Annotated in this window: 22 protein-coding genes and 2 pseudogenes; 10 read left to right on the top strand and 14 right to left on the bottom strand. The window is 70.5% G+C overall.

What is annotated here, in order from left to right:
• The first annotated feature begins 38 nt into the window (after positions 1 to 38).
• Positions 39 to 824 (top strand): HAD family hydrolase, encoded by a 786-nt coding sequence (locus D473_RS0111765; protein ID WP_017609267.1) that lies wholly within the window; start codon positions 39 to 41, stop codon positions 822 to 824.
• A 1-nt stretch (position 825) separates the two neighbouring features.
• Here D473_RS0111765 and D473_RS0111760 read toward each other — a convergent pair whose 3' ends face one another.
• From D473_RS0111760 to D473_RS0111745, 4 genes and pseudogenes are all read right to left on the bottom strand, one after another.
• Complete coding sequence (locus D473_RS0111760) at positions 826 to 1,785, bottom strand: NAD-dependent epimerase/dehydratase family protein (RefSeq protein ID WP_017609266.1); 960 nt, start codon at positions 1,783 to 1,785, stop codon at positions 826 to 828.
• Positions 1,786 to 2,033: 248 nt separating this feature from the next.
• Positions 2,034 to 2,667 (bottom strand): annotated as a pseudogene (locus tag D473_RS0111755) (histidine phosphatase family protein); the annotation flags it as partial.
• 45 nt (positions 2,668 to 2,712) lie between these two features.
• Complete coding sequence (hemL, locus tag D473_RS0111750) at positions 2,713 to 4,011, bottom strand: glutamate-1-semialdehyde 2,1-aminomutase (RefSeq protein ID WP_083917981.1); 1,299 nt, start codon at positions 4,009 to 4,011, stop codon at positions 2,713 to 2,715.
• A gap of 131 nt (positions 4,012 to 4,142) precedes the next feature.
• Entirely contained in the window at positions 4,143 to 4,808 is a 666-nt protein-coding gene (locus D473_RS0111745) for a phosphatase PAP2 family protein (protein ID WP_017609263.1), read from the bottom strand.
• Positions 4,809 to 5,062: 254 nt separating this feature from the next.
• Between D473_RS0111745 and rraA the strand changes: the two genes are divergently transcribed.
• The gene (rraA, locus tag D473_RS0111740) at positions 5,063 to 5,545 is read left to right on the top strand and encodes a ribonuclease E activity regulator RraA (RefSeq protein ID WP_017609262.1); all 483 of its coding nucleotides are present in this window, start codon (positions 5,063 to 5,065) and stop codon (positions 5,543 to 5,545) included.
• 80 nt (positions 5,546 to 5,625) lie between these two features.
• On the opposite strand, the gene D473_RS0111735 is transcribed toward rraA, so the two are convergent.
• Positions 5,626 to 6,330 carry a hypothetical protein gene (locus D473_RS0111735; protein WP_017609261.1) on the bottom strand — a complete coding sequence of 235 codons (705 nt, stop codon included), beginning with the start codon at positions 6,328 to 6,330 and terminating at the stop codon, positions 5,626 to 5,628.
• A 177-nt stretch (positions 6,331 to 6,507) separates the two neighbouring features.
• Here D473_RS0111735 and D473_RS0111730 point away from each other — a divergent pair, with 177 nt between their 5' ends.
• Both D473_RS0111730 and D473_RS0111725 read left to right on the top strand, forming a co-directional pair.
• The gene (locus D473_RS0111730; protein WP_017609260.1) at positions 6,508 to 7,785 is read left to right on the top strand and encodes a sensor histidine kinase; all 1,278 of its coding nucleotides are present in this window, start codon (positions 6,508 to 6,510) and stop codon (positions 7,783 to 7,785) included.
• The gene (locus D473_RS0111725) at positions 7,782 to 8,429 is read left to right on the top strand and encodes a response regulator (RefSeq protein ID WP_017609259.1); all 648 of its coding nucleotides are present in this window, start codon (positions 7,782 to 7,784) and stop codon (positions 8,427 to 8,429) included. Before D473_RS0111730 ends, D473_RS0111725 begins: the two co-directional genes overlap by 4 nt.
• 93 nt (positions 8,430 to 8,522) lie before the next feature.
• Here the strand turns inward: D473_RS0111725 and D473_RS0111720 are convergent, their stop codons facing one another.
• The 8 genes from D473_RS0111720 to D473_RS0111685 form a co-directional block, all read right to left on the bottom strand.
• Complete coding sequence (locus D473_RS0111720; RefSeq protein ID WP_017609258.1) at positions 8,523 to 9,125, bottom strand: bifunctional DNA primase/polymerase; 603 nt, start codon at positions 9,123 to 9,125, stop codon at positions 8,523 to 8,525.
• Positions 9,126 to 9,265: 140 nt separating this feature from the next.
• A complete protein-coding gene (gene hemB, locus D473_RS0111715; protein WP_026126860.1) occupies positions 9,266 to 10,264 on the bottom strand; it encodes a porphobilinogen synthase in 999 nt (332 codons plus the stop codon).
• 49 nt (positions 10,265 to 10,313) lie between these two features.
• The gene (locus tag D473_RS0111710) at positions 10,314 to 11,999 is read right to left on the bottom strand and encodes a bifunctional uroporphyrinogen-III C-methyltransferase/uroporphyrinogen-III synthase (protein WP_017609256.1); all 1,686 of its coding nucleotides are present in this window, start codon (positions 11,997 to 11,999) and stop codon (positions 10,314 to 10,316) included.
• Between the two features lie 84 nt (positions 12,000 to 12,083).
• On the bottom strand, positions 12,084 to 13,040 hold the full coding sequence (gene hemC, locus D473_RS0111705; RefSeq protein WP_017609255.1) for a hydroxymethylbilane synthase: 957 nt from the start codon (positions 13,038 to 13,040) through the stop codon (positions 12,084 to 12,086).
• Positions 13,037 to 14,578 carry a glutamyl-tRNA reductase gene (locus D473_RS0111700; RefSeq protein ID WP_017609254.1) on the bottom strand — a complete coding sequence of 514 codons (1,542 nt, stop codon included), beginning with the start codon at positions 14,576 to 14,578 and terminating at the stop codon, positions 13,037 to 13,039. The genes hemC and D473_RS0111700 overlap by 4 nt, the downstream gene beginning before the upstream one ends.
• A gap of 151 nt (positions 14,579 to 14,729) precedes the next feature.
• The gene (locus D473_RS0111695) at positions 14,730 to 15,428 is read right to left on the bottom strand and encodes a redox-sensing transcriptional repressor Rex (protein ID WP_017609253.1); all 699 of its coding nucleotides are present in this window, start codon (positions 15,426 to 15,428) and stop codon (positions 14,730 to 14,732) included.
• Positions 15,429 to 15,651: 223 nt separating this feature from the next.
• A complete protein-coding gene (locus D473_RS0111690; RefSeq protein WP_026126859.1) occupies positions 15,652 to 15,918 on the bottom strand; it encodes a glutaredoxin family protein in 267 nt (88 codons plus the stop codon).
• A 34-nt stretch (positions 15,919 to 15,952) separates the two neighbouring features.
• Positions 15,953 to 16,210, bottom strand: coding sequence for a MoaD/ThiS family protein (locus D473_RS0111685; protein WP_017609251.1), 258 nt, complete (start codon positions 16,208 to 16,210; stop codon positions 15,953 to 15,955).
• Between the two features lie 110 nt (positions 16,211 to 16,320).
• Here D473_RS0111685 and D473_RS26580 point away from each other — a divergent pair.
• The 6 genes and pseudogenes from D473_RS26580 to pstB form a co-directional block, all read left to right on the top strand.
• Positions 16,321 to 17,002, top strand: a pseudogene (locus D473_RS26580) (winged helix-turn-helix domain-containing protein); the annotation flags it as partial.
• Positions 17,003 to 17,272: 270 nt separating this feature from the next.
• Positions 17,273 to 18,430, top strand: a complete 1,158-nt coding sequence (locus D473_RS26055; RefSeq protein ID WP_026126858.1) for a hypothetical protein — start codon at positions 17,273 to 17,275, stop codon at positions 18,428 to 18,430.
• Positions 18,431 to 18,484: 54 nt separating this feature from the next.
• Positions 18,485 to 19,453, top strand: coding sequence for a mycothiol synthase (gene mshD, locus D473_RS0111670; protein ID WP_017609249.1), 969 nt, complete (start codon positions 18,485 to 18,487; stop codon positions 19,451 to 19,453).
• A gap of 221 nt (positions 19,454 to 19,674) precedes the next feature.
• Positions 19,675 to 20,637 carry a phosphate ABC transporter permease subunit PstC gene (pstC, locus tag D473_RS0111665; RefSeq protein ID WP_017609248.1) on the top strand — a complete coding sequence of 321 codons (963 nt, stop codon included), beginning with the start codon at positions 19,675 to 19,677 and terminating at the stop codon, positions 20,635 to 20,637.
• Positions 20,637 to 21,707: a phosphate ABC transporter permease PstA gene (gene pstA, locus D473_RS0111660; RefSeq protein ID WP_017609247.1), complete on the top strand. Its 1,071-nt coding sequence runs from the start codon at positions 20,637 to 20,639 to the stop codon at positions 21,705 to 21,707. The genes pstC and pstA overlap by 1 nt, the downstream gene beginning before the upstream one ends.
• 37 nt (positions 21,708 to 21,744) lie before the next feature.
• The gene (pstB, locus tag D473_RS0111655) at positions 21,745 to 22,524 is read left to right on the top strand and encodes a phosphate ABC transporter ATP-binding protein PstB (protein WP_017609246.1); all 780 of its coding nucleotides are present in this window, start codon (positions 21,745 to 21,747) and stop codon (positions 22,522 to 22,524) included.
• Positions 22,525 to 22,584: 60 nt separating this feature from the next.
• Here the strand turns inward: pstB and D473_RS0111650 are convergent, their stop codons facing one another.
• Positions 22,585 to 23,202, bottom strand: a complete 618-nt coding sequence (locus D473_RS0111650; RefSeq protein WP_017609245.1) for a DUF47 domain-containing protein — start codon at positions 23,200 to 23,202, stop codon at positions 22,585 to 22,587.
• Between the last annotated feature and the right edge of the window lie 97 nt (positions 23,203 to 23,299).

Below are 23,299 nucleotides of genomic sequence, written 5' to 3'. Positions count from 1 at the left end.
ACGGAGGGTAGCTTCCCTACCCGAGCCAGGAGTAAAACGTGTCACATGCCGTCCGGCCGGGAGCCGCCTTCTTCGACGTGGACAACACCCTCCTGAGAGGTGCGTCCATCTACCACTTCGCCCGCGGTCTGGCCGCCCGCGACCTGTTCACCACACGTGATCTGGTGCGTTTCGCATGGGGTCAGACGGTCTTCCGCATCACCGGGAACGAGCAGCCCGAACACATCAACGCGGCACGGGAGTCGGCGCTGGCCTTCGTCGCCGGCCACGACGTGGACGACCTCGTCACCCTGTGCGAGGAAATCTACGACCACACCATGGCCGACCGGATCTGGGAGGGCACCCACGCCCTCGTGCGCCGCCACCTGGACGCCGGGCAACCGGTGTGGCTGGTGACCGCCACCCCGGTGGAACTGGCACGCATCATCCAACGCCGCCTCGGGCTCACGGGGGCGCTGGGTACCGAGGCCGAACATTCCGGCGGTGTCTACACGGGACGACTCAACGGCGACCTCTTGCACGGTCCCGCCAAAGCCGTCGCGGTGCGGGCCCTGGCCGAGGAGCAGGGCCTGGACCTGGAGCAGTGCTCGGCCTACAGCGACTCCTACAACGACCTTCCGCTGCTGTCCCTCGTGGGAGACCCCCACGCGGTGAACCCCGACGGTGACCTGCACCGGCACGCACGCACGCGGCACTGGCCCGTGCACGACTTCCGCCACCACCGCCGCGCGGCACGGGTCGCGCTTCCGGCGGCCGCCGTCGGTGCCACGGCCGGGCTGGTGGCGTTGAGGATGGTCCGCCACCGCGCCGCACGCCAGCGCTGACTCAGTCGGAACGGCCCAGAGTGGCGCGGGCCAACGCCAGCACGTGGACCGGACGGAGCCCGGGGCGAGGCGTGGAGTGGTCGCGGCGCCGGAGGCGTCCCCGCGCACCGGCGTAGTCCTCGAAGGCCTGCGCGGAACTGTAGGAGGGCCGCCAGCCCAGAGCGTGCTCCAGGGAACCGGTGTCCATCGAGCGGCCGCTGTCCGCCGCGTGCACGGTCTGCTTGGCGCTGAGGTCGGCGTAATCGATGCGGCCACGCTTGGCGGCACGGCGTAGGACGTCGAGTCCGCGCGCGGGCACCGGCAGGCGTTGGCCGCCCACGCGGCGCAGGCAGTCGGAGAGCGGGACCGTGTCGGCGCCGGCGACGTCGAAGAGCCCGCTCTCTTCGGACAGTGCCATACGTGTCAGGGCCTCGGCAGCGTCGTCCTCGTGCAGGAACCGGACGCAGGGGTCGGTGCCCAGGACGGTGGGCACCACACGCTGGTCCAAGTAGCGGGTGAGGGGGGTCTCGACCGAGGGGCCGATGAGGTTGGCCAAGCGCAGCACGGCCACCGACATCTCGGGGCGGCGGCGCTCCAGGGCGCGTGTGTGCTCCTCGACCTGGGCGGCGTCGTCGGAGCCGAGGGTGACCCCGGCGCGCACCACCAGGCGGCGTACGCCCTCGGTGCGTTGCAAGGCCGACAGCATCCGCACGGTGCCCAGGACGTGGTTCTCACGGTTGGGGCCGCGTTCGGTGTCCAGGCCCAGGTGCAGAACGGTGTCCGCGCCGGTCTCGGTGACGATGCGGGCCAGGCTCCCGTCGTGCAGGTCCACGTGTGCGAACTCGAAACCCTCGGAGCCCGGGGCCGGTGGCGAGGAATCCGCACCGATCACCCGGCGCACACCGGCGGACCCGCTGAGGGACCGGGCGACCCCGGCGGCCAGTGGGGTGGAGACCCCGGTGACGAGTACGACACGAGTCATGGCGACACGTTCCTTGAGGGAGACGAAAGTGCGTCCGGGCCACCTCGGGCGGTGCCCCGACGGGACCGCGGAGGCCCTTCCCAGAGCGATGGGACGGCGTCCGCGCTCCGTGGGACACAAACAGCATCCCACCCAAAAAATTCCACCCCGCCGGTCAATCACCCGTCAACCGGCGGGGTACACGAAGCGCCCCGGGTGCCCGCACACGCCCGGTCGGGCGAGACGGACACGGGGACGGCGCCGGGTCGGGCGCCCGCAACACCGGGGCCGTCACCAATACAGCGACGCGGCGGGCTCGGCGTAGCTGACGCTGGCCAGACGCTGCTCCACGAAGGTCAACGACGTGACACTCGCAAGGTTGCACTCACGCAGGTCGGGGCGGTGCCAGAGGCGTTTGCCCTCGGCGGCGCGGCGAGCCATCCAGATCGGCAGCTGGTGGCTCACGCACACAGCCTCGCGGCCCCAGGCAGCACGCCGCGCGACCTTGATGACCTCGACCATCCGCTGGACGATCTCCGAGTAGGCCTCACCCCACGAGGGCCGGAACGGGTTGTAGACCTTCGACAACACATAGGGATCGCGCACCGAGCGGGTCGACAGCGACATGCCCTCGAACCGGTTGGCCGCCTCGATGAGCCGGTCGTCGAGGGTCACCGGGAGATCAGCCCGCTTCTGGACCGGTTCGGCCGTCTCCTGGGTCCGGTCCAGCGGCGAGGAGAACAACGCGGCGATGTCGTGGCCCTCGAACCAGTCGGCGGCCATGTCGGCCATCTCACGGCCATGGTCGCTGAGGTGGAAATCGGGCATGCGCCCGTAGAGGACCTTGCTGGGGTTGTACACCTCACCGTGCCGAAGCAGGTGCACGACGGTGGTCGTGGTCATCGGGTACGTCTTCCTGTCGTGTGTTGGATCATCTCGTGGCCGGGATCACTGGCCCTGGGCCTCGGCGGCGGCGCGAGCGGCACGGGGCAGTGCGGAGACCACCTGCTCGATCGCGGCCTCGTCGTGCGCGGCGGAGAAGAACCACGCCTCGAACGCCGCGGCGGGCAGGTACACACCCTGCTCGAGCATGGCGCCGAAGAACGCAGCGAAGGCCGCGGTGTCGGTGGTGCGAGCGGTGTCGAAGTCGACGACCTCGTGGTCGGTGAAGAAGACCGTGAAGAGGCTGCCGCCGGTCTGGACACGGTGGGACACACCCTCGGCGCTCAGGGCCTTGGACACCTCGGACCCCACCTGGGCGGAGACGCGGTCGATGTGCTCGTAGACCTCCGGGGTCGCGCCACGGAGCGTGGCCAGGCCCGCGGCGGTGGCCAGCGGGTTTCCGGACAGGGTGCCGGCCTGGTAGACGGGGCCGCCCGGGGCGAGGTGGTCCATGACGTCGGCACGCCCGCCGAAGGCCGCGGCCGGCAGACCGCCGCCCATGACCTTGCCGAAGGTCACGAGGTCGGGGGCCACGTTCTCGAGGCCGTACCAACCGGAGGCACTGACCCGGAAGCCGGTGAGGACCTCGTCGAGGACGAGCAGGGCCCCGTGCTCGTGCGCGATCTCCTTGAGGCGGGCGTTGAAACCGGCCTCGGGCGGGACCACGCCCATGTTCGCGGGGCAGGCCTCGGCGATGACGCAGGCGATGTCGTCGCCGTGCTCGGCGAAGGCCTGCTCGACGGCTTCGACGTCGTTGTAGGGGAGCACGAGGGTGTCGGCCGCGCTCGCGCCGGTCACACCCGGGGAGTCGGGCAGCGCGAACGTGGCCAGGCCGGAGCCGGCCGAGGCCAGAAGGGCGTCCACGTGGCCGTGGTAGTTGCCCGCGAACTTGACGACCTTTCCGCGTCCGGTGAACCCGCGCGCGAGTCGGATCGCGGACATGGTGGCCTCGGTGCCCGAGTTGACGAGGCGGACCTTCTCGACCGGGGTGCGCTCGGAGATGAGCTCGGCCAGCTCCACCTCGCCGGGGGTCGGGGCGCCGTAGGAGGTTCCCGCGTCGACGGCTCCGTGGAGGGCCTCGACGACGCTGGGAGCCGCGTGCCCGAGGATCAGCGGCCCCCAGGAGCAGACGAGGTCGACGTAGCGGCGGCCCTCGGTGTCGAAGAGGTAGGGTCCCTCGCCCTTGACGAAGAACGGCGGGGTCCCGCCGACGGCGCCGAAGGCGCGGACGGGCGAGTTCACACCGCCGGGAACGACGGCGTTGGCCCGCCGGAAAAGCTGTTCTGAAGTCTGTTGAGTACCCACCTCACCAGTGTGTCAGGTGTGGCCGGACGGGTGCCCGTGCCCCGCCCCGGACGTCCCGGGCGCCCCGGGCCCCACCGGTCAGGGACGCCTGACCGCCTCGATCAGCCGGTGCGCCCCGAAACCGGAAGGACTCAGACGCGTGCGTCGTTCCCCGGTTCCCGCGCGGGGGCCTCCGCTACGGGGCCGTCGGGGCCCTCGGCCCGCAGGAGCGGACGCAGGCGGCCGATCCCGGAGAGGCGGTCGACCAGGCCGGTGAGCGGGCGGGCCATGGCCAGGGAGAGGAGGGTGGCCACGACGGCGCCGATGATGAGGCCGGCGGTGACGTCGTGGGGGTAGTGGGCGCCCACGAGGACGCGGGAGAAGGCCTCGAGCACGGCGAGGAGGGCGGCGGGCAGTGCCATGCGGTGCCAGGTGATGATGATGGCGGCCGCGGCAGCGCCGGCGATGGCGGCGTGGTTGCTGGGGAAGGACCAGTCGCCGATGGGGTCGCAGGTGGCGATGGTACTCAGGTCGGTCATGGCCTGGCAGGGCCGCATCTGCTCGAAGAAGGCCTTGATCGTGCGGCTGACCAGGTAGGCGATGACGGTGGCGACCGGGGCGAAGAGCGCCAGACCCACGGTGCGCGAGCCGAGGGGACGCGCGCGCCACCAGGCGGCCAGGAAGAGCACCGCGAAGGCGATGAGCAGCAGGTCCGTGCCGAACTCCGTAACGGTCTGCATCCAGGGGTCGAGGCCCTCGGCGAACTCGATCAGCGACCGGGACCAGGCAGCGCTGACGGCGAAGATCTCGGAGGTCATCTTGCTCCATCGGGGTCGTGCGGGGAGTTTCGTGTCCGTCAGGGGGAGGGGCCCGGGCGATGCGCCGCCTGAAGGTGACGGGCCGCCCACGGGCCGATGACGGGAAAGCCTTGCTGAATGACCAAACTAGCCGTTCCCGTGAGCTCCCGCGTTCGATCGCGGTGAAAGAGACCGGGGCCACGGCCGCTCCCGACCGATACCGCTGAGTAACTTGGTGGGTGTCAGAACCCCCACCCACAGATCCGGAGCAGCCCATGACCGGGAACTTCACCACGGCAGACCTGATCGACGACCACGGGGAGACTCTGCGCAGCTGCGCCACCCAATTCCGCCAGTACGGCGGCCACGCGGTCTTCTCCGGACCCGTCCGCACGGTGCGTTGCCACGAGGACAACGGGATCCTCAAGCAGCTCCTCAACGGCCCCGGGGAGGGTGCGGTCCTGGTCGTGGACGGCAACGCCTCGATGCGCACGGCCCTGATGGGCGACATGATCGCCGAGTCCGCCGTCGCCAACGGCTGGTCGGGTGTGGTCATCAACGGCGCCGTGCGCGACACCGCCGCTCTTGCCGGGCTCGAGCTGGGTGTCAAGGCGCTGGGGTCCAACCCCCGCAAGTCCGCGAAGGACGCCGCCGGGCGCCTGGACGAACCGGTGGTCTTCGGCGACGTCACCTTCGTTCCGGGCGAGTGGCTCTACAGCGACCACGACGGCATCGTGGTGAACGCGGAGATGCTCTGACCGGAACGGGCGGAAGCCCTGGCCGACATGTATGCGACACGACGGTGACGGGCGCCCGGGGCCGCCCGTCACCGTCGTGTTCACCGTTCGCCGCCCCGCAGCCGGAGCCCGTGCCGGAGGAAGGGCCAGGCGAAGGCCCCCGCCGTCGCGGGCAGGAGGAGCAGCGGCGGCAGGGTCGCCAGGAACACCTCGTCGGCCACCACGGCCACGACGATCTGGACCACCCCGACACCCGCCACCGCCACGCCCAACGGCCGTGCGGTCCGCGCGAAAATCAGGGCCGCACCCTCCTCCCCGTGCTGGAGGCGGGCGATACGCGGCAGTACGAGTCCGAGCAGTACGAGCCCCGAACCCACGCTCAGTCCCACGGTCAGCACGACCGGCACCTGCTGACCGGACGCGTTCAGCACGACCATCGCGTGGAGCGGGGTCAGCATGAGCGCCATCATCCCCATGACGGTGTCGGCGGCCATGCGTGTGCCATGCGCCGAGCCCCGCAGAGCGGCCGGCAGGTGCGGGCGCGTCCTGAGGCCGAGGAACGCCAACACGAGGAAGAGGGCCCCGGTACCCACCAGCGTCAGGGGCATGGCGGCCACCAGCAGCCCCCTCGGTGTGGCCTCGCCACGCGGCCCGACCCCGCTCGTGTCGTTGTCGATCACCGCAGGCAGGTCGTGCCATACCGTCCACCCGAGCACCGCCATGGCCGCCGCCCCGGCCGCCGTCGCGCCGAGCCCGATCCAGGGCGGGCCCGCCGTGTCCCCGTCCGTGTTCACAGTGTCCGTCATCGTGCACCTCCGCTCGCCGTCCCAGCACACGGCAACGACGTTAGGGACAGCGTCAGGGCCGCCGCATCGGGCGCGGAGCACGCCCGGGTCATGGTGCGCACGTGCCGGAGGTCATGGCCGGACGGCATGACCCCTGGACCCATGGCCGCCCGGTACGGGCCCGCTTATCATCGGCACATGAGCGTCGGCCCCCTCCCCGGCCCCTCTCCCTGGGTCGCACTCCACCCCGACCGTCCCCCGCGGGTCCTGCAGGTCCTGTTCTGGGGCAACATGGCCGCCACCTTCGCCATGTTCGGCTTCACGGCCTGGGAGGAGGGCGCCCAGATCCATGCAGCTCCACCGGAGATCATCGCCGTGGTCGTGGCGGCCACGGCGACCGCGGTCCTGTGTTGTGTTCTGTGGCCCCTGCTGGCCTGGTCCCCGGACGCGTCCTCCTGGCGCCGTGCCGCCAGTGTCGCTTTCCTCTGCGCGGCCGTTCTGTGCACCCTCACCGGCAACAGCACCATGTTCCTGTTGGTGTGCGTGGCTTCGGCCAACGCCGTGGCGGTGTTCGGGATGACGGGCGGGATCGTCCATGCGGCCCTGGTCGCCGCGCTCGCCCTGCTGACCGGCGTACTCGTCCCGGAGGTCCCGCTCTGGGTCGGCCTGTACACGGCCGCCACGATGTTGTTCCTGGCCGCCGTCTCGGGTGCCCTCTTCCTGGCACTGTCGGTAGCGGCGCAGCGGGCCGAGCGCACCCTCGAGCTCCTCGCCGAGCTCGAGGACGCACACGAGGAGCTCCGGCTGCGCAACCGGCAGGTGCGCGAAATGACCCTGGCCGAGGAACGCGCACGCATGTCCCGCGAGATGCACGACAGCACAGGCCACCACTTGACCGCGCTGGCCATGACCCTGTCCAACGCCCTCCGGTTCCGGGTGCACCGCCCCGATGCGGCGTGGAACGAGGTCGAGCAGGCCCGTGACCTGGCGCGCGAGGCCCTCGACGACACCCGGCGCTGGGTACGGGCCCTGCGTCCGCTCACCTTGGAAGGGTTCTCGGGCCCGGAGGCGATGCGCGCCCTGGCCGGGTCCTTCGACGGCACGGGGCCGCAGGTGGACCTCACCGTCGAGGACACCTGGCCCGATCCCCCGGAGGAGACGGAACTGGTGTGTTACCGCGCGCTTCAAGAAGGTCTGACCAACGCGGTCCGGCACTCCGGCGCGAACCGGGTCCGGGTGCGTCTGCGTTCCACCCCGACCACCCTCACCCTCACGGTCGACGACAACGGCCGCGGCGCCGACTCCGCACGGACGGCGCGCGGGTTCGGCCTCCGCGGGATCGCCGAACGGGCCGAGGCGGTCGGCGGCACCATGGCGGCCGGGAACGGCGCGGAGGGCGGTTTCCGGCTCCGGGTCGATGTTCCTGTCGCCGTACCCGCCCCCGAAGCCCTCACGATGCAGGAGGGCGCCGTATGAGCGCGGTGACGGTGGTGGTCGTGGACGACCAAACACTCATGCGGCAGGGCCTGCGCAAACTGCTGGAGATCGAGGAGGACGTCGACGTGGTCGGTGAGGCCGCCGACGGCGTCGAGGCCCTGGAACTGCTCGCGGCACTCCCCGAGCCGCCGGACGTGGTCCTCGTGGACGCGCGTATGCCCCGTATGGACGGCCTGGAGCTCGTTCGCCGCATGCACGGGGCCCATCCCGGCGTGCGGGCCCTGATCCTGACCACCTTCGACGAGGACGAACTGGTGCTGGAAGGTCTGCGCGCAGGCGCACGCGGCCACCTGCTCAAGGACGTACCACCCGAGGAACTCGTGCAGGCCGTGCACCGGGTCACGGCCGGACAGACGGTACTGGGCGGCCAGGCCACCGCCCACCTGGTCGCCGCGCTCCGGGAAACCTCGGGTCCCTCTCCCGGTGATCCCTCACCCGACCCACTCTCGGACCGCGAGCGGGAGGTCGCCCGCATGGTCGGCGGGGGCGCCACGAACCGGGAGATCGCCCGTGCCCTGTTCATCACCGAGGGCACCGCGAAGAACCACGTGACGGGCGCCCTGCGCAAGCTCGGTCTGCGTGACCGCACCCAGCTCGCTCTGTGGGTCGGCGAACGGGACTGAGCGCGCACACGGACTCCGGGACCGCCTCGCGCAGGAACGCGTGCTCGACCGCCGGTCCGTCGATCCCGGACCCCTCCCGCCCGGAGACCGCGGTCAGCGCGAGAACTCCTCGCTGGTGTCGGCGAGGATGTCCAGAACCGCGATCGGATCGGGAAGGACCACCGACCCGTCACCCTCGCGCGGGCTGCGGATCCAGGTCACCCGGCCACCGGAGGCCAGGGCCGAGGGCGCGCCGAGTACGAAACTGTCCCGGCAGTGCCAGCGCAGTCCCGGCATCTCCTCGACCGCTTCGGGGACACAGTCGAGATGGCAGGACCACCACTCCTGCTCGTCCACGGGCGATCGGGTGGCGACGAAGAACAGGTAACGGCCCTGGAGAGCTGCCACGGGACCGGCGGGCAGACCAGAGCGGCCCATGCGGGCCAGAGCCATGACACCGGCCTCGCGGGGAACGTCGAGCACGTCGAAGACACGGCCGGTGGGCAGGACCACATTGGCGTGCGGGTCGGCGGCCCACCACCGGCGCAGGGTGTCGGCCTCGGTGCTGGCCTCCACACCCCAGGCGGCGCTGACCGGGTGGGCGGCCGGGTCGGGACAGCCCATCCGGTCACAGGTACACGCCCGGTCGTGGCCGGGAGAGGTCCCGCGGACCACGGGCCAGCCCAGATCGGCGTAGCCCAAGGCGGACGTCAGCATGCTGTCCGTCGCGTGCCTGCGTTTACGTCGGTACAACACATCCGCCATGGGGCCTCCCGCGGTCGCCTCGAATCCGGTCGCGGCCTTCGGAGGGGTGCCCGGCCCCGGCGGCCGCGACCGGGGCGTGCAGGCCTCTCGCGTCAGCGCAACAGCCGGGCCGCCTCGGTCGCCCAGTAGGTGAGGATCTGTTCGGCCCCCGCCCGCCGGTAGGAGGTGAGTACCTCCACGATGGCCCGGTCGCGTTCCAACCATCCTCGCTCGGCTGCCGCCTCGATCATGGCGTACTCACCACTGACCTGATAGGCCGACACGGGTACCGGCGAGGTCTCGGCGACCTTGGCCACCACGTCCAGATAGGCCAGGCCGGGTTTGACCATGACCATGTCGGCGCCCTCGGCCACGTCGAGGGCGACCTCCCGCAAGGCCTCGCGCACGTTCGCGGGGTCCTGCTGGTAGCCGGAACGGTCGCCGGACTGCGGGGCGCCCTCGGCGGCCTCACGGAACGGTCCGTAGAAGACCGAGGAGTACTTGGCCGCGTAGGCCAGGACGGGGACCTGCGTGTGTCCTGCCCGGTCGAGGCCGGCCCGGATCGCCGCGACCTGACCGTCCATCATGCCGCTGGGAGCGACCACGGCCGCGCCCGCATCGGCCTGCGCGGCGGCGATGGAGGCGTAACGCTCCAGGGTGAGGTCGTTGTCGACGTGCCCGTCCGCCTGCAGCGGACCGCAGTGCCCGTGGTCGGTGTACTCACACAAGCACAGGTCGGCCATGAGCACGAGGTCGTCGCCGACCTCGGCGGACAGGTCGCGCAGGGCCTCCTGCACCACACCGTTCGGGTCGTCGGCCTGCGTGCCGGCGGCGTCCTTGTGCTCGGGGACACCGAACAGCATGAGGCCGCCGACACCGGCCTCGGCGGCCTCCGCGGCCGCCTTGCGCAGGCTCTCCTTCGTGTGCTGCACCTGCCCGGGCATGGAGGAGATCGGGACCGGCTCGGTCAGCCCCTCCTTGACGAACATCGGCAGAATCAGGTTCTCCGGGCGCACCGCGGTCTCGGCGACCAGGCGGCGCATCGCCCGGCCACGGCGCAGACGTCGGGGCCTCGCGGCGGGGAAGGCGGCGTCGGGGCTGGAAGCGGTCACGTGGAACCCCCGGTTCGGTGGTCTCGGGTGGGTGGTCGTCGCAGCGGGCTCAGAGCTTGCGGCGTCGGCCGCGGCGCTTCTGACTCGGCTTGAGCACGGGCTTTCCCGCCTCGATGGCCTCGCTGCGCCTGGTGATGCCGTACTCCGCGAGTGCCTCCGCCAGCGCCGTGATCGACGGTTTCGGTGCGACGACGTCGACGCGGAGCCCGAACTCCAGGGCCGTCTTCTCGGTCTCCTGCCCGATCACCGCGATCGCCGTCGTGTTGTGCGGCTTGCCGGCGATCCCGACGAGGTTGCGCACCGTCGAGGAGGACGTGAAGAGCACCGCGTCGAAACCACCGCCCTTGATCGCCTCTCGGACAGACTGCGGCGGAGGCGCGGCACGCACGGTGCGGTAGGCGGTGACGTCGTCGACCTCCCACCCCTTGTTGGTCAGCCCCGAGGACAGCGCCTCGGTGGCGATGTCGGCGCGCGGCAGCAGCACCCGTTCGATGGGGTCGATCTCCGCGTCGTAGGGCGGCCACACCTCCGCGAGCCCGGCACCGGACTGCGAAGGGCCCGCGGGCGGGGCGAGGTCGGGCTCGATGCCGAACCTGCGCACGGCGTCCGCGGTGGCATCGCCCACGACCGCGACCTTGACCCCGGCGAACGCACGCGCGTCGAGCCCGTAGGACTCCAGGCGCTCGCGGATGGCCTTGACCGCGTTGGTGGAGGTGAAAGCCACCCACTGGTAGCGGCCGGTGACCAGACCGCGCACTGCGCGCTCCATCTGCTGCGGGGTGCGCGGGGGTTCCACGGAGATGGTGGGCACCTCCTCGGGCACCGCGCCGTGCTCGCGCAGCTGCTCCGACAGTGAAGCGGCCTGCTCCTTGGTGCGGGGCACCAGCACACGCCAGCCGAACAGCGGGAGGGTCTCGAACCAGTTCAGTTCGGGCTGGCGGGAGACCGGCCGGCCCACGATCATCAGCGCCGGTTCCACGAGGTGGTGATTCTTGGCGTCCTTCTGCTTGAGCTCGGCCACGAGCCGCGACAGCGTGGACGTGACGGTGGTCTGGCGCGTGGTGCCGCCGGCGCGGACCACGGACACGGGGGTATTGCCGGGGCGTCCACCGGCCACGAGGGACTTGCAGACCATGTCGAATCCGGGACCCTGGTGCTCGGGGTTCTGTCCGACGGGTGCGTCCGCTCCCAGCACCACCAGCGTGGTCTCACTCGCGGCGGCCTCGGCCCAGTCGATCGTTCCGGCCCCGCGGGCGTTGATCACCCGGACCTCGGTCTCCTCGCCGGCCAGCAGCGGGACACCGGCGAAGGCGGGGCCGGCGGTGATGGGGGACAGCCCGGGGGCGACCTCCACCTCGATGCCGCTCTCGCGGCAGGCGGCCACGAGCTCGGCGCCCCGGCACACCACGAAGGGATCCCCCGAGTACAGGCGCACGACCCGGTTGCCCTCGCGGGCGTGGGAGAGCGCGACCCCGTTGAGGTCGTCGCCGCAGGTGTCGGCCTCGACCACGGACACCTCGGGCGGGCAGTGGTCGAGGAGCTCGGCACGGAAGCCCGCGAGCTCCTCGTTGGCGGGTTCGCGCAGCGTGATGACCACGTCGGCGCGGCGCAGCAGCTCGGCACCGCGCAGCGTCAGCAGGTCTGCACTGCCGGGACCCGCCCCGACGAGGGCGACCTGCCCGGGCCGAGCGGCGGCACGCTGTTCCTCCGGTTGGGGGTTGGCGTTGGCGTTCACGTACTGGCTCCTCTGTCTGGATCGCCCCCTGCGCCGGCACGGTCGGGAGGGCGCCTACGGCGGGGCTGGGCCGTCGGCTCCTGCTCAGGCCTCGTCCCTCTCGGCGAAGGCGTCGGCCACGATTCGGTCGGCGCCCTCGGCGATCATCCGTCGGGCCAGGTCGCGTCCGAGACCGACGGCGGCCTCGATGTCCTCGGGTGAGGGGATCTCGACCGTGCCCTGGCGGCGGACGGCCTCGCCACCGTCCGTGGCGACGACGTTGGCGCGCAGGCTCAGCTGTCCGTTCTCGTACTCGGCGTAGGCACCGACGGGGGCCGCGCACCCGGCTTCCAACTCGGCCAGGACGGTGCGCTCGGCCACGGTCGCCAGCCGGGTGCCGGGGTGGTCGACCGCCGTCAGGAACCCGAGGTCGCCGGCGAGGCGTTCGTCGCGGCACTCCACCGCCAGGGCGCCCTGGCCCGGTGCGGGGAGCATGACCTCGGGCTCGAACACGTCGGTGACGGCCTCCTGACGTCCGACGCGGCCGAGACCGGCGTGTGCGAGCACCACGGCGTCCAGTTCTCCGGAGCCGACCTTGCCCAGGCGGGTCTCGGCGTTGCCGCGGATCGGCACGAAGACCAGGTCGGGGCGGGCCAGACGGAGTTGGGCGACGCGGCGCGGCGAACCGGTACCGATCTTGGACCCGGCGGGCAGGTCATCGAACCCGAGCCCGTCGCGGGCGCACAGGGCGTCCCTGTGGTCGTCGCGTTCGGGGACGGCTGCCAGCACGAGGCCCTCCACCGGGGTGGTGGGCAGGTCCTTGAGGGAGTGGACGGCGAAGTCGATGCCCCCGGACTCCAGCTCGTCGCGCAGCGCGTTGACGAACACGCCGGTACCGCCGAGCTGGGTCAGATGCGCCTTGGTGACGTCACCGAAGCTCGTGATGAGCGACAGCTCGACCTTCCGGCCGGTGCGCTCGGTGATGGCATCGGCCACCACCTGGGACTGGCTCGTGGCCATGGTGCTGCGCCGGGTGCCGAGTTTGGCGGATGTGCCGGTCATGCCTTCTCCTGTGCGGCCGACACCGGCGAGCCGGTGCGATCGGCTCGCTCGTCGGCCGAGGCCGTTTGCGGATCGTCGAGGTCGAACAGGCGTCGCAGAGCGTTCTCGTAGGCCTCGCCGTCGGGGTCGGCCGCGAGCTCCTTGACGCGGACAGTGGGGCTGTGCAGAAGCTTGTCGGCCACGCGGCGCATCGCGCGGCCGATCTCCTCGCGGGCTCGGTCGTCGAGGTCGTCGGGCAGGCGGCCCATCAGGCGGGCGAGCTCGTTCTGCACCACGCTGTGCCCCTGAGTGCGCAGAGCGACGACGGTGGGCGCGACCTCGTTGGCGCGGCGCACGGAGCGGAACTCCGTGACCTCCTCGTCGACGATGCCGCGAGCCAGGGTGAGGGAGTCGGCGCGGGCCTGCTCGCCGGTGCCGTGGGCGGAGGCCTGGCGCAGGTCCCCGATGTCGACGACGCCGACCCCGTCGAGACCGCGGGCATCGGGGTCGATGTCGCGGGGCAGGGCCAGGTCGAGCAGGACGAGCGGCCGGGTGCGGCCCTCGTTGGCGGCGGCGATCCGGTCGGCGGTCAGCACCAGGCCCTGGGCTCCGGTGCAGGAGACGACGAGGTCGACGTCGGCGAGGACGTCCGCGGCCTCGGCGAAGGGGATCGCCTCGGCGTGCACGCTCTCGTAGGCCTCGGTGAGGCACTCGGCCAGGCGCGCGGCCCGCTCGAAGGTGCGGTTGGCCACGATGACGCTCGCCGCGCCCTGGCGGGCGACGGTGTTGGCCGACAGGGCGCTCATGGACCCGGCCCCGAGGACGAGTACGCGGATACCGGTCAGGGGCCCGGGGGTGCTCAGGGAAGTACCGGTGGCGCTGAGGGGGCCGGTGGTGCTCGCGGGGGGTGCGGTGTCGGCGGAGGCGGAGGTCTCGGCCTCGGTGGCCCCGGACATCGGGCAGCCGACGGGCGGGGTGGCGCTGCTGTCGGGAGCGCCACCGGGGATGCTCGCGCCGGGGAAGGCGGCCAGGTCACGCAGGGCTACGGTGAGACCGAAACCGACCATGTCGGCGCCGGCGTGGTCCAGGTGCGTCTCGGTGTGGGCGCGCTTGCCGACACGCAGAGCGCGCTGGCCGAGGTCGTTGAGCACGCGTCCCACGGAACCGTTCTCCTGCCCCTCCTTGAGGGAATCGCGCACCTGGCCGAGGATCTGGCCTTCACCGACGACCATGGACTCGAGGCCGCAGGAGACGGAGAACAGGTGCTCGACGGCACGGTCCTCGTAGTGCACGTACAGGTGGTCGGAGAGCTCGCTGAGCGGGACACCGGTGTGCCAGGACAGGAGTTCGGTGACGGCGGCGACCCCGCCGTGGTAGGCGTCGACGTCTGCGTAGATCTCGGTGCGGTTGCAGGTCGAGACGACCATGACTTCGCTGACGGGGTCGGAGCCGAGTATCTCCGCGACTGCATTGGCCCGTGTCTCCCCGTTCAGCGCGACACGTTCGAGCAGCTCGACCGGCGAACTCCGGTGGCTCAAACCCACGGCCAGGACACTCATCCGCGTACTCCCATGTCGGCACTATGTCTCACAGTGCTTCCCCATACTCGACCACGATGACAGGAAGCCGCGCACAGCCCCTCGGACTCTGCGCGCTGTTGCTTCCGGGGTCGCCCTCGGTTCGGCCGCCCCAGTTCTCGTGCTCCGATCGTCAGGTCAGTTCCAGTCCCGTCCGGTCTGCCGGTGCGCGGCCGTCCCCGTCGGCCCGCCGTTGGGCGTGGAAGGCCAGGATCTGGAGTTCGATGGACAAGTCGACCTTACGCACATCCACCCCTTCCGGCACATTGAGCACGACCGGCGCGAAGTTGAGGATGCTGGCCACCCCCACCTCGACGAACCGGTTGGCGACGTGCTGTGCCGAGCCGGCCGGTGTGGCGATCACACCGATGGACACACCGTTGTCGCGTACGGCCTCTTCCAAACTGTCAATATGCCCCACACTCAGGCCCGCAACGCTCTGTCCCACCATCGTGGAGTCGGCGTCGAGGAGGGCCGCGATGCGGAAGCCCCGGGTACCGAAACCCCCATAATTGGCCAGCGCCCGACCGAGGTTTCCGATTCCTACGATCGCCACGGACCAGTCCTGCGTGAGACCAAGCTCACGGGAGATCTGGTAAACGAGGTACTCCACCTCGTAACCGACCCCGCGCGTTCCGTAGGAACCGAGGTGCGAAAGATCCTTGCGGAGTTTGGCGGAGTTGACCCCGGCCGCGGTCGCGAGCGCCTCGGAGGAGACCGTGAGCGTCCCGCGGTCCTGCAGGGCCTGGAGGGCGCGCAGGTAGACCGGGAGCCGGGCGACGGTGGCCTCGGGTATTCCCCGGTCCCGGGGCCGAGGCGGGCGACTGATCAAGGTCTGGCACTCCTGCGGCGGTCGGTGCGGGCGGGGGTGCGGGCCGTGCGGCTCCGCTCGGAAGCCGGTGTGGTGGGGTCCCCGACAGGTCTGCACGTCCCAGGTTACGCGCTTGTGAAACTACGCACAAAGTGGGAGGCCGTGTGACCCCCGCTCCACGACTTCCCACGGGCCACCACCATGTGGTTTTGTGAAAAAGCGCGGTCGCAGAAGTTCACATTCATCACGAATTGAGGACGGAACGGAGCCTTCCTTCGTCCACGCGCCAGAAATCGTGCCGTTCACCATCGACGAAGGTGACCGGAATCTTGTCCCAGTAGTCCTCGCGCTCGGGCTCGGAGACGTCGTGCAGCGACACCTCGGCGCGAGTGGCACCGAACTCGTCGGTGACACGCTCGACGACCCCCCATGCGTCCGCGCACAGATGACAGCCCGGCTTGCCGAGCACCACCACACGGGCAGAGTTCGTCCAGCCCCCTGCTTCAGCCATGTTTCCTCCTGGCTCCAGACTCCCGGTCGTGCCTCTACCCGCCGGCGAAGGGCGGCAGGACCTCGATCACACTGCCCTCCGCGACCACGACCTCACCATGGGACCGGGAGCCGACCGGCTTCTCGTCCACCAGAAGCGACGAGATCCCGAGAACCCTCCGGAAACGGTCGTCCCCCCGGAGGTGACGCACCGTGTCGAGGGCTTCCTGGAGAGTGTTCGCCTCGACCGTCTCCTCACCCGTTCCCGCCGCGTCCTTGGCCGCGGCCCAGTACCTGACAGTGCACTTCGCCATGTGTTGATTATCCTTGGTGTTACTCGGAGGCGACATATAGAGGAATTCTTCACCGAGGGCAACGGCGCCTTCGTTCGCCCGCTCGGAACGGGCTTCACGAGAAGAGACGCATGAGCCATCTGCTGCTACTGACGAACTCGAACGAACCGTCCGACCACGTTCTACCCTCCCTCGGGCTCCTCCTGCACTCGGTGCGGGTGGCCCCCGCCGAGGCCGGCGCCCTACTGGCCTCGGGGGCGACCGGTTCGACCGGTACCCCTGTCGACGCCATTCTCGTCGACGCGCGAACGGACCTGGCCGCCGCCCGCAACTTCTGCCGGCTCCTGGACACCACCGGACTGGACTGTCCACTGTTGGTGATCCTCACCGAAGGCGGCCTCGCCGCGCTGACCCCCGACTGGCAGNGCCGTCGGCTCCGCCGAGTCCACGGCCGACGACCCCGACGAGATCCGCCGGGGCGAACTGGTCATCGACGAGGCCACCTACATCGCCCGCCTGCGGGGCCGCATCCTCGATCTGACCTTCAAGGAGTTCGAACTGCTCAAGTTCCTGGCCCAGCACCCGGGCCGGGTCTTCACCCGGGAGCAGCTGCTCCAGGAGGTGTGGGGGTACGACTACTTCGGCGGCACCCGCACGATCGACGTCCACGTACGGCGCCTGCGCGCCAAACTCGGCTCGGAACACGAGTCCTCGATCGGGACCGTGCGCAACGTCGGGTACCGCTTCGTGCCGGAGTCGACCGCCAAGTCCCAGGTACAGNCCCCCGGCGCCCCGCCCCGCCGAGGCAGACCAGGGCTGACCCGGTCCGCTCCCTCCACCCGGGTCGACCACCCGAACCGGGCGCCGCTTCCCCGGACGGAGGCGGCGCCCCTTCAGCATTTTCGGACACCGTGCGTACGCTGGAGATCCACAGATCGTGCTCGGACCCCCTCGTGCTCAGCGCCACCAGGTCCTAGGATCTGGGATGCATCCGAAAGCTGGGGAGACTTCAGGCGCGGCGGGAACCTCGCGGCCGGGTGCGGCCGACTGTCCCGGCGCGCCAACGGAGGTTGAGGACCCACCATGCCCACCGCTTCGACGACGCCCCCGTCCCCCGCCGTCCGCCGCCGACCGGGCCGTTTGCGCACGTTCGGTGCCGCGTTCGCCGGCTCCACACTCATCGCCGTGACGGCTGCTCCGGGTGCCTGGGCGGCCTCGACTCCGACCGTGGCTCTGGAGTCGTCGGTGAGTTTCATCGGGCCGGGAGAAAGCGCGGGCCCCAACCCGGTGAACGTGACCAACCCCTGGAGTGACCCGCTCTGCCTGTTCGGCCTGTCCGCCTCCTCCGGCGCCTTCTCCGTGGAGGACCACGGGCAGAAGAAGGTGGCGCCGGGCGAGAGCCTGCAGGCCGGTTCCCTCAACGGCACACCCGAGGAGAGCACCTCCGTCACCGCGACGCTGGCGCACGCGCTCGCCGACGAGGAAGGCAACTGCCCCGGCGGGGCGACCGATTCGAGCGACGTGAACTGGTCGGTGACGGTGACCGAGCCCCCGGAGGAGCCGGAGCCCACCGAAGAGCCCACGGACGAGCCCACCGAGGAGCCCCCGGAAGAGCCGGAGCCCACCGAAGAGCCCACGGACGAGCCCACCGAGGAACCCCCGGAAGAGCCGGAACCCACCGAAGAGCCCACGGACGAGCCCACCGAGGAACCCCCGGAAGAGCCGGAACCCACCGAGGAACCCACCGAATCGGACGAGCCCACCGAAGAGCCGACCGACACCCCCACCGAGACGGACCGTCCCACCGCCACCCCGACGGACGGCGGCGGTCCCCCCTCCGAGGATCCTCGTCCCGACCCCGAGGACGGCTCCCGGAGCGACGGCACCGGTTCCACGCCCCAGGGCGGTGGCGGTGGCAGTGGCAGTGTCGACAGCCCGCCCACCAGCGATGCGGACATCCCTACCCTGCCCCGTGACGACGCCGACCTGCCCGACATCTCCCCCGAGGGTGAGGACCTCGCCGAGCTCCCGCTGGTCAGTCCCGGCCAGGGTGAGAAGGACGACGACCTGGACGGTACCGAGGTCGCCTCCGACCACGACCGAATGGGCGCCGGCGTGGCCCCGGCGGCGCTCCTGGGCGCACTCCTGGTCGCGCTCCTGCTGGCCACCCCGATCATGCCGTCCCGGCGTGTCCGCACGGCGTTCGAGGGCGGGTACCAGGGCAAGCGCCGCAAGGGCTGACGCGGCCCCGACCTGACACGCTTTTTACGGGTCCGGCGTCGTAGGCTTCGGGCCATGAGCACCGTGAACGTCACCGACACCCTGTCCCCGGAACTCGCCGACCGCGTCCTCGCCCTCGCCGAGGACGCCCTGTATGCCGACGGCGTCGCCGCGCTGTCGGAACAGCCGCTCCTGCGGGTGCGCCACGGCGCCCCCGCAGGGAGCGTGCGCTTCCACGTGCTGACCGACGGAGAGGAGGTCGTGGGGGCGGGGGTCGTCGAACGTGCCGGGGGCGAGCCCGACTCCGGCGAGCTCGTCGTCGCACCCGCGCACCGCAGCAAGGGCCACGGGGCGGCCCTCCTGCGGTCCTTGCACGAGGACGCGGGCACGGACGGCGTCCGCGTGTGGGCCCACGGCCGGCTGCCCGGAGCCCTCGCCCTCGCCGCGTCCGCCGGGTGGGACACCGCCCGTGAGCTCTACAAGCTGCGCATGCCGCTGCGCGACCTGACCGCCGACGAGCGCGGCGGCCCCTGGACCGCCCCGGAGCTGCCCGAGGCGACGATGCGCCCGGAGATCGCCGACCGGGTCACCGTGCGCCCGTTCGAGGTGGGGCGCGACGATCAGGCCTGGCTCCGCACGAACGCACGCGCCTTCGCCGAGCACCCCGAGCAGGGCCGGCTCACCCAGGAGGACCTGCGCCAGCGGCAGGAGGAGGACTGGTTCGACCCGGCGGGCTTCTTCCTGGCCGTGACCGAGCAGGGTGACATCGCGGCCTTCCACTGGACCAAGGTCCACTCCGACGGCGCCGGGCTCACCGACGGCGAGGCGGTCGGCGAGGTCTACGCCGTGGGTGTGGACCCGGATTGGCAGGGCACTGGGCTGGGCCGCACTCTCACCCTCGCCGGTCTGCACCACCTGCGCGACTCCGGGCTGCCGTGGGTGCACCTGTACGTCGACGGCGAGAACACGGCGGCGGTGCGTCTGTACGAGACGTTGGGCTTCTCCGTGTGGGAGACCGACGTGATGTACGCACCGGGCGTGTGATCGGTCACCGTCCCCACGAGGCCCCGGGGGCGGGTGGGGGTGATCACATTCACCGGCCACATCCCCTGCGGCCACGGTGATGCGACACCCAGTTCACCCACCGTTCACCTCTTCTGGGAGAACTGGTCATCTCCGCCGCCTACCTTCGCATTCGGCGCGGCACGTCCCTTTCGCGCGCCTGGGTGATCCGACCCGCAATCCATTCCCAACGGAGCCACTCCATGACGACCACGGACGCGCCTCAGGCGGCACCCCCGCCCTCGGGCAAGCGCCGGATCGGCGACGTAGTCTTCGCCGGGCTCGCCCGAAGCTCGGGCATCCTCATCCTGCTGATCCTGGCAGGTGTCGCAGCCTTCCTGATCGTCCAGGCATGGCCCTCACTGTCCGCCAACACCCAGAACTTCCTGACCACCCGGGAGTGGGACGCCAACGTCCGCGAGGAACCGGCCTTCGGTGTCGCGGCCCTGGCGTTCGGTACGGTCCTGGCCGCCCTGATCGCCCTCGTCATGGCCACCCCGGTGGCGATCGGCATCGCGCTGTTCATCGTCTACTACGCGCCGCGCCGGCTGGCCTCCCTGCTGGGCTACCTGGTGGACCTGCTGGCCGCCATCCCCAGCGTCGTCTACGGCCTGTGGGGCATCGGCTTCCTGGCCCCCCAACTGGTTCCCGTCTTCGAGGGCATCAGCCGCTACCTGGGCTGGATCCCCCTGTTCGCCGGACCGCCCTCCCCCTCCGGCCGGACCATCCTCACCGCGAGCATCGCGCTGGCCGTCATGATCCTTCCGATCATCACCGCGATGTCCCGGGACGTCTTCCACCAAGTGCCGCAGGGCCACCGCGAGGCCGCCCTGGCCATGGGGGCCACCCGTTGGGAGATGATCCGGCTGGCCGTGCTTCCCTTCGGCAAGTCCGGCATCGTCGGCGGCGCCATGCTGGGCATGGGCCGTGCGCTCGGCGAGACGATGGCGGTGGCGATGATCCTCTCCCCGTCGCTGATGATCTCCTGGAACGTCCTGCAGAGCGGTAACCAGACCATCGCCGGCCACATCGCGCTCCAGTACCCCGAGGCCACCGGCTACGGAGTCTCGGCGCTCATCGCCGCGGGCCTGGTGCTGTTCGCGATCACGCTGTTCGTCAACATGGCGGCCCGCTACGTCGTCGCGCGTGGAAACAAGGAGGCCTGATGAGCACGACGACCACGCAGCCTCCCGAGCCGGAGACCCGCGCCCAGCTGAGCCGCGGATCGCTGCCCCGCTACTTCTCACCCGTCCTCCTGGCCGCATCGGCCGCCGTGGTGGCCGGCGTTCTGCTGGCCTTCTCCTCCTTCGGGGTCATACTGTGGGCCCTGCTCACCGCGGTCGCCTACCTGGTCATTTCCGTGACCGCCTCCGTGCGCGTGGAGGGCGCACGCAAGGCCAAGGACCGGTTCATCACCGCGATCGTCTACGGGTGTTTCCTGCTGGCGATGGCCCCGCTGGTGTCGGTCCTGTGGACGGTCGTGCAGAACGGCATGAGCCGGTTCGACAGCTACTTCCTGTCCGTGTCGATGAACGGCGTCCTGCCGAGCATGGACGCGGGCGGTGTCTACCACGCGATCGTCGGCACCCTGGCGATCACCGGCATGGCCACCCTCATCTCGGTGCCCATCGGTGTGCTCACCGCGGTCTACCTCGTGGAGTACGCGGAGGGGCGCCTCAAGAAGGTGATCACCTTCTTCGTCGACGTGATGACGGGGATCCCCTCGATCGTCGCCGGTCTGTTCGTGGTCGCCCTGTGGATGGTGCTGCTGGGTCCCGGACACCTCAACGGCGCTTCCGGCGCGCTCGCCCTCGCGGTCCTGATGATCCCGGTCGTGGTGCGCTCCAGCGAGGAGATGCTGCGCCTGGTCCCGCTCGAGTTGCGGGAGGCCTCCTACGCCCTCGGCGTGCCCAAGTGGCGCACCATCACCAAGGTGGTGCTGCCGACCTCGGCGAGCGGACTGACCACCGGAATCGTGCTCGCCATCGCCCGTGTTATCGGAGAGACGGCACCGCTGGTCCTCACCGCAGGGTCGTCGGCCGTGTCCATCAACTGGAACCTGTTCGACGGGCAGATGATGAACCTCCCGGTGTTCATCTACTCGCAGGTCCGCATGGGCGGGGCCGTGAACTACGAAAGGGCTTGGGCCGCGGCGCTGACGCTGATCCTGGTGGTCATGCTGCTGTTCTTCCTGGCCCGCATGATCGGCCGCTTCTTCGCGCCGAAGACCCGCTGACCACCCGACCCACGCTCTGACTCACGAGGAACATCCAGTGGCGAAACGAATCGACGTCTCCGGACTCAACGTCTACTACGGCGACTTCAAGGCCGTCGAGGACGTCTCCATGACCATCGAGCCGCGGTCGGTGACAGCGTTCATCGGTTCCTCCGGCTGCGGCAAGTCCACCTACCTGCGTGCTCTGAACCGCATGCACGAGGTCACCCCCGGCGCCCGCGCCGAGGGCAAGGTCCTCCTCGACGACCTGGACATCTACGGCCCCGACGTCGATCCCGTCATGGTCCGCGGCGAGATCGGGATGGTCTTCCAGAAGGCCAACCCCTTCCCCACCATGTCCATCTACGACAACGTCATCGCGGGGGCCAGGCTCAACAATTCCCGCATGTCCAAGTCCGAGGCCGACGACCTGGTCGAGGAGTCACTGCGCGGCGCGAACCTGTGGGAGGAGGTCAAGGAGCGCCTCAACAAGCCCGGCGCCGGCCTCTCCGGCGGTCAACAGCAGCGCCTGTGCATCGCCCGCGCCACCGCGGTCAAGCCGTCCGTCCTCCTCATGGACGAGCCCTGCTCGGCGCTGGACCCGATCTCCACGCTCGCGATCGAGGACCTCATTCACAACATGAAGGAGGACTACACGATCGTGATCGTCACCCACAACATGCAGCAGGCCGCGCGTGTGTCCGACCGGACCGCGTTCTTCAACCTCTCCGCCCCCGGCAAGCCCGGCAAGCTCATCGAGATGGGCGAGACCAACCAGATGTTCACCCGTCCCGATCAGAAGGAGACGGAGAACTACATCACCGGCCGTTTCGGGTAGACCCGAGCGCATGCGGCAAGGGCCGGGGCCTCCCGCGAGGCGCCCCGGCCCTTCTCGTGCTCAGCCGTTCTTGACCACGATCGTCTCGACCGTGTTCGCCACGTGCTCGAACGCGTCGGCGGCCGTCTCCAACTCCTCGATGACGTCCTTGAGCTTGAGCACCGTCAGAGCGTCGTACTCGCCGCTGAACAGGTGGGCGAGGAGCTTGCGGTAGATGCGGTCGGCCTGGTTCTCGAGCTGGTTGATCTCGATCCAGTACCGGGTGAGGTCCTCGAGGTCGCGCAGGCGCGGCATGGCCTCGGCGGTCAGCTCGGCGGCGCGCTCGAGCACCTCGATCTGGTCGATGATGCCCTTGGGCATGCGGTCGAGCTCGTAGAGCCCGATGAGGTCGACGGCCGCCTCCATGGAGTCCATGACGTCATCGAGGTTGGAGGCGAGACGATAGATGTCCTCACGGTGTATGGGGGTCGCCGAGCTCTTGTTGAGCCGCCGCATGATCGCGTGGGTGGCGTCGTCCCCGGCGTGCTCGCAGGCGCGCATCTTCTCTGTGATGGCCTCCCGGTCGGCCCCGTCACTCATCAGCTCCACCAACAGGCGGGCCGCGATGACCAGGTTGTTCGCCGAGTCGGTGAACATCTCGTAGTAGCTGTCATCACGCGGGCGCAAACGCAGGCGCACGTCGTCTCTCCCGATGGTGCGGTGGTCTTCCTTGGTGGATATTACGGGCGCTGACCATCTGCTTCAGCGCGACAGCGCGCGGTGTGGCATCCGGCTG

The sequence above is a fragment of the Nocardiopsis xinjiangensis YIM 90004 genome, from assembly GCF_000341145.1.
Lineage (GTDB): Bacteria > Actinomycetota > Actinomycetes > Streptosporangiales > Streptosporangiaceae > Nocardiopsis > Nocardiopsis xinjiangensis.
The sequence above is the reverse complement of the archived record's forward strand: the minus strand, read 5'-3'. Positions and strand labels throughout refer to the sequence as shown.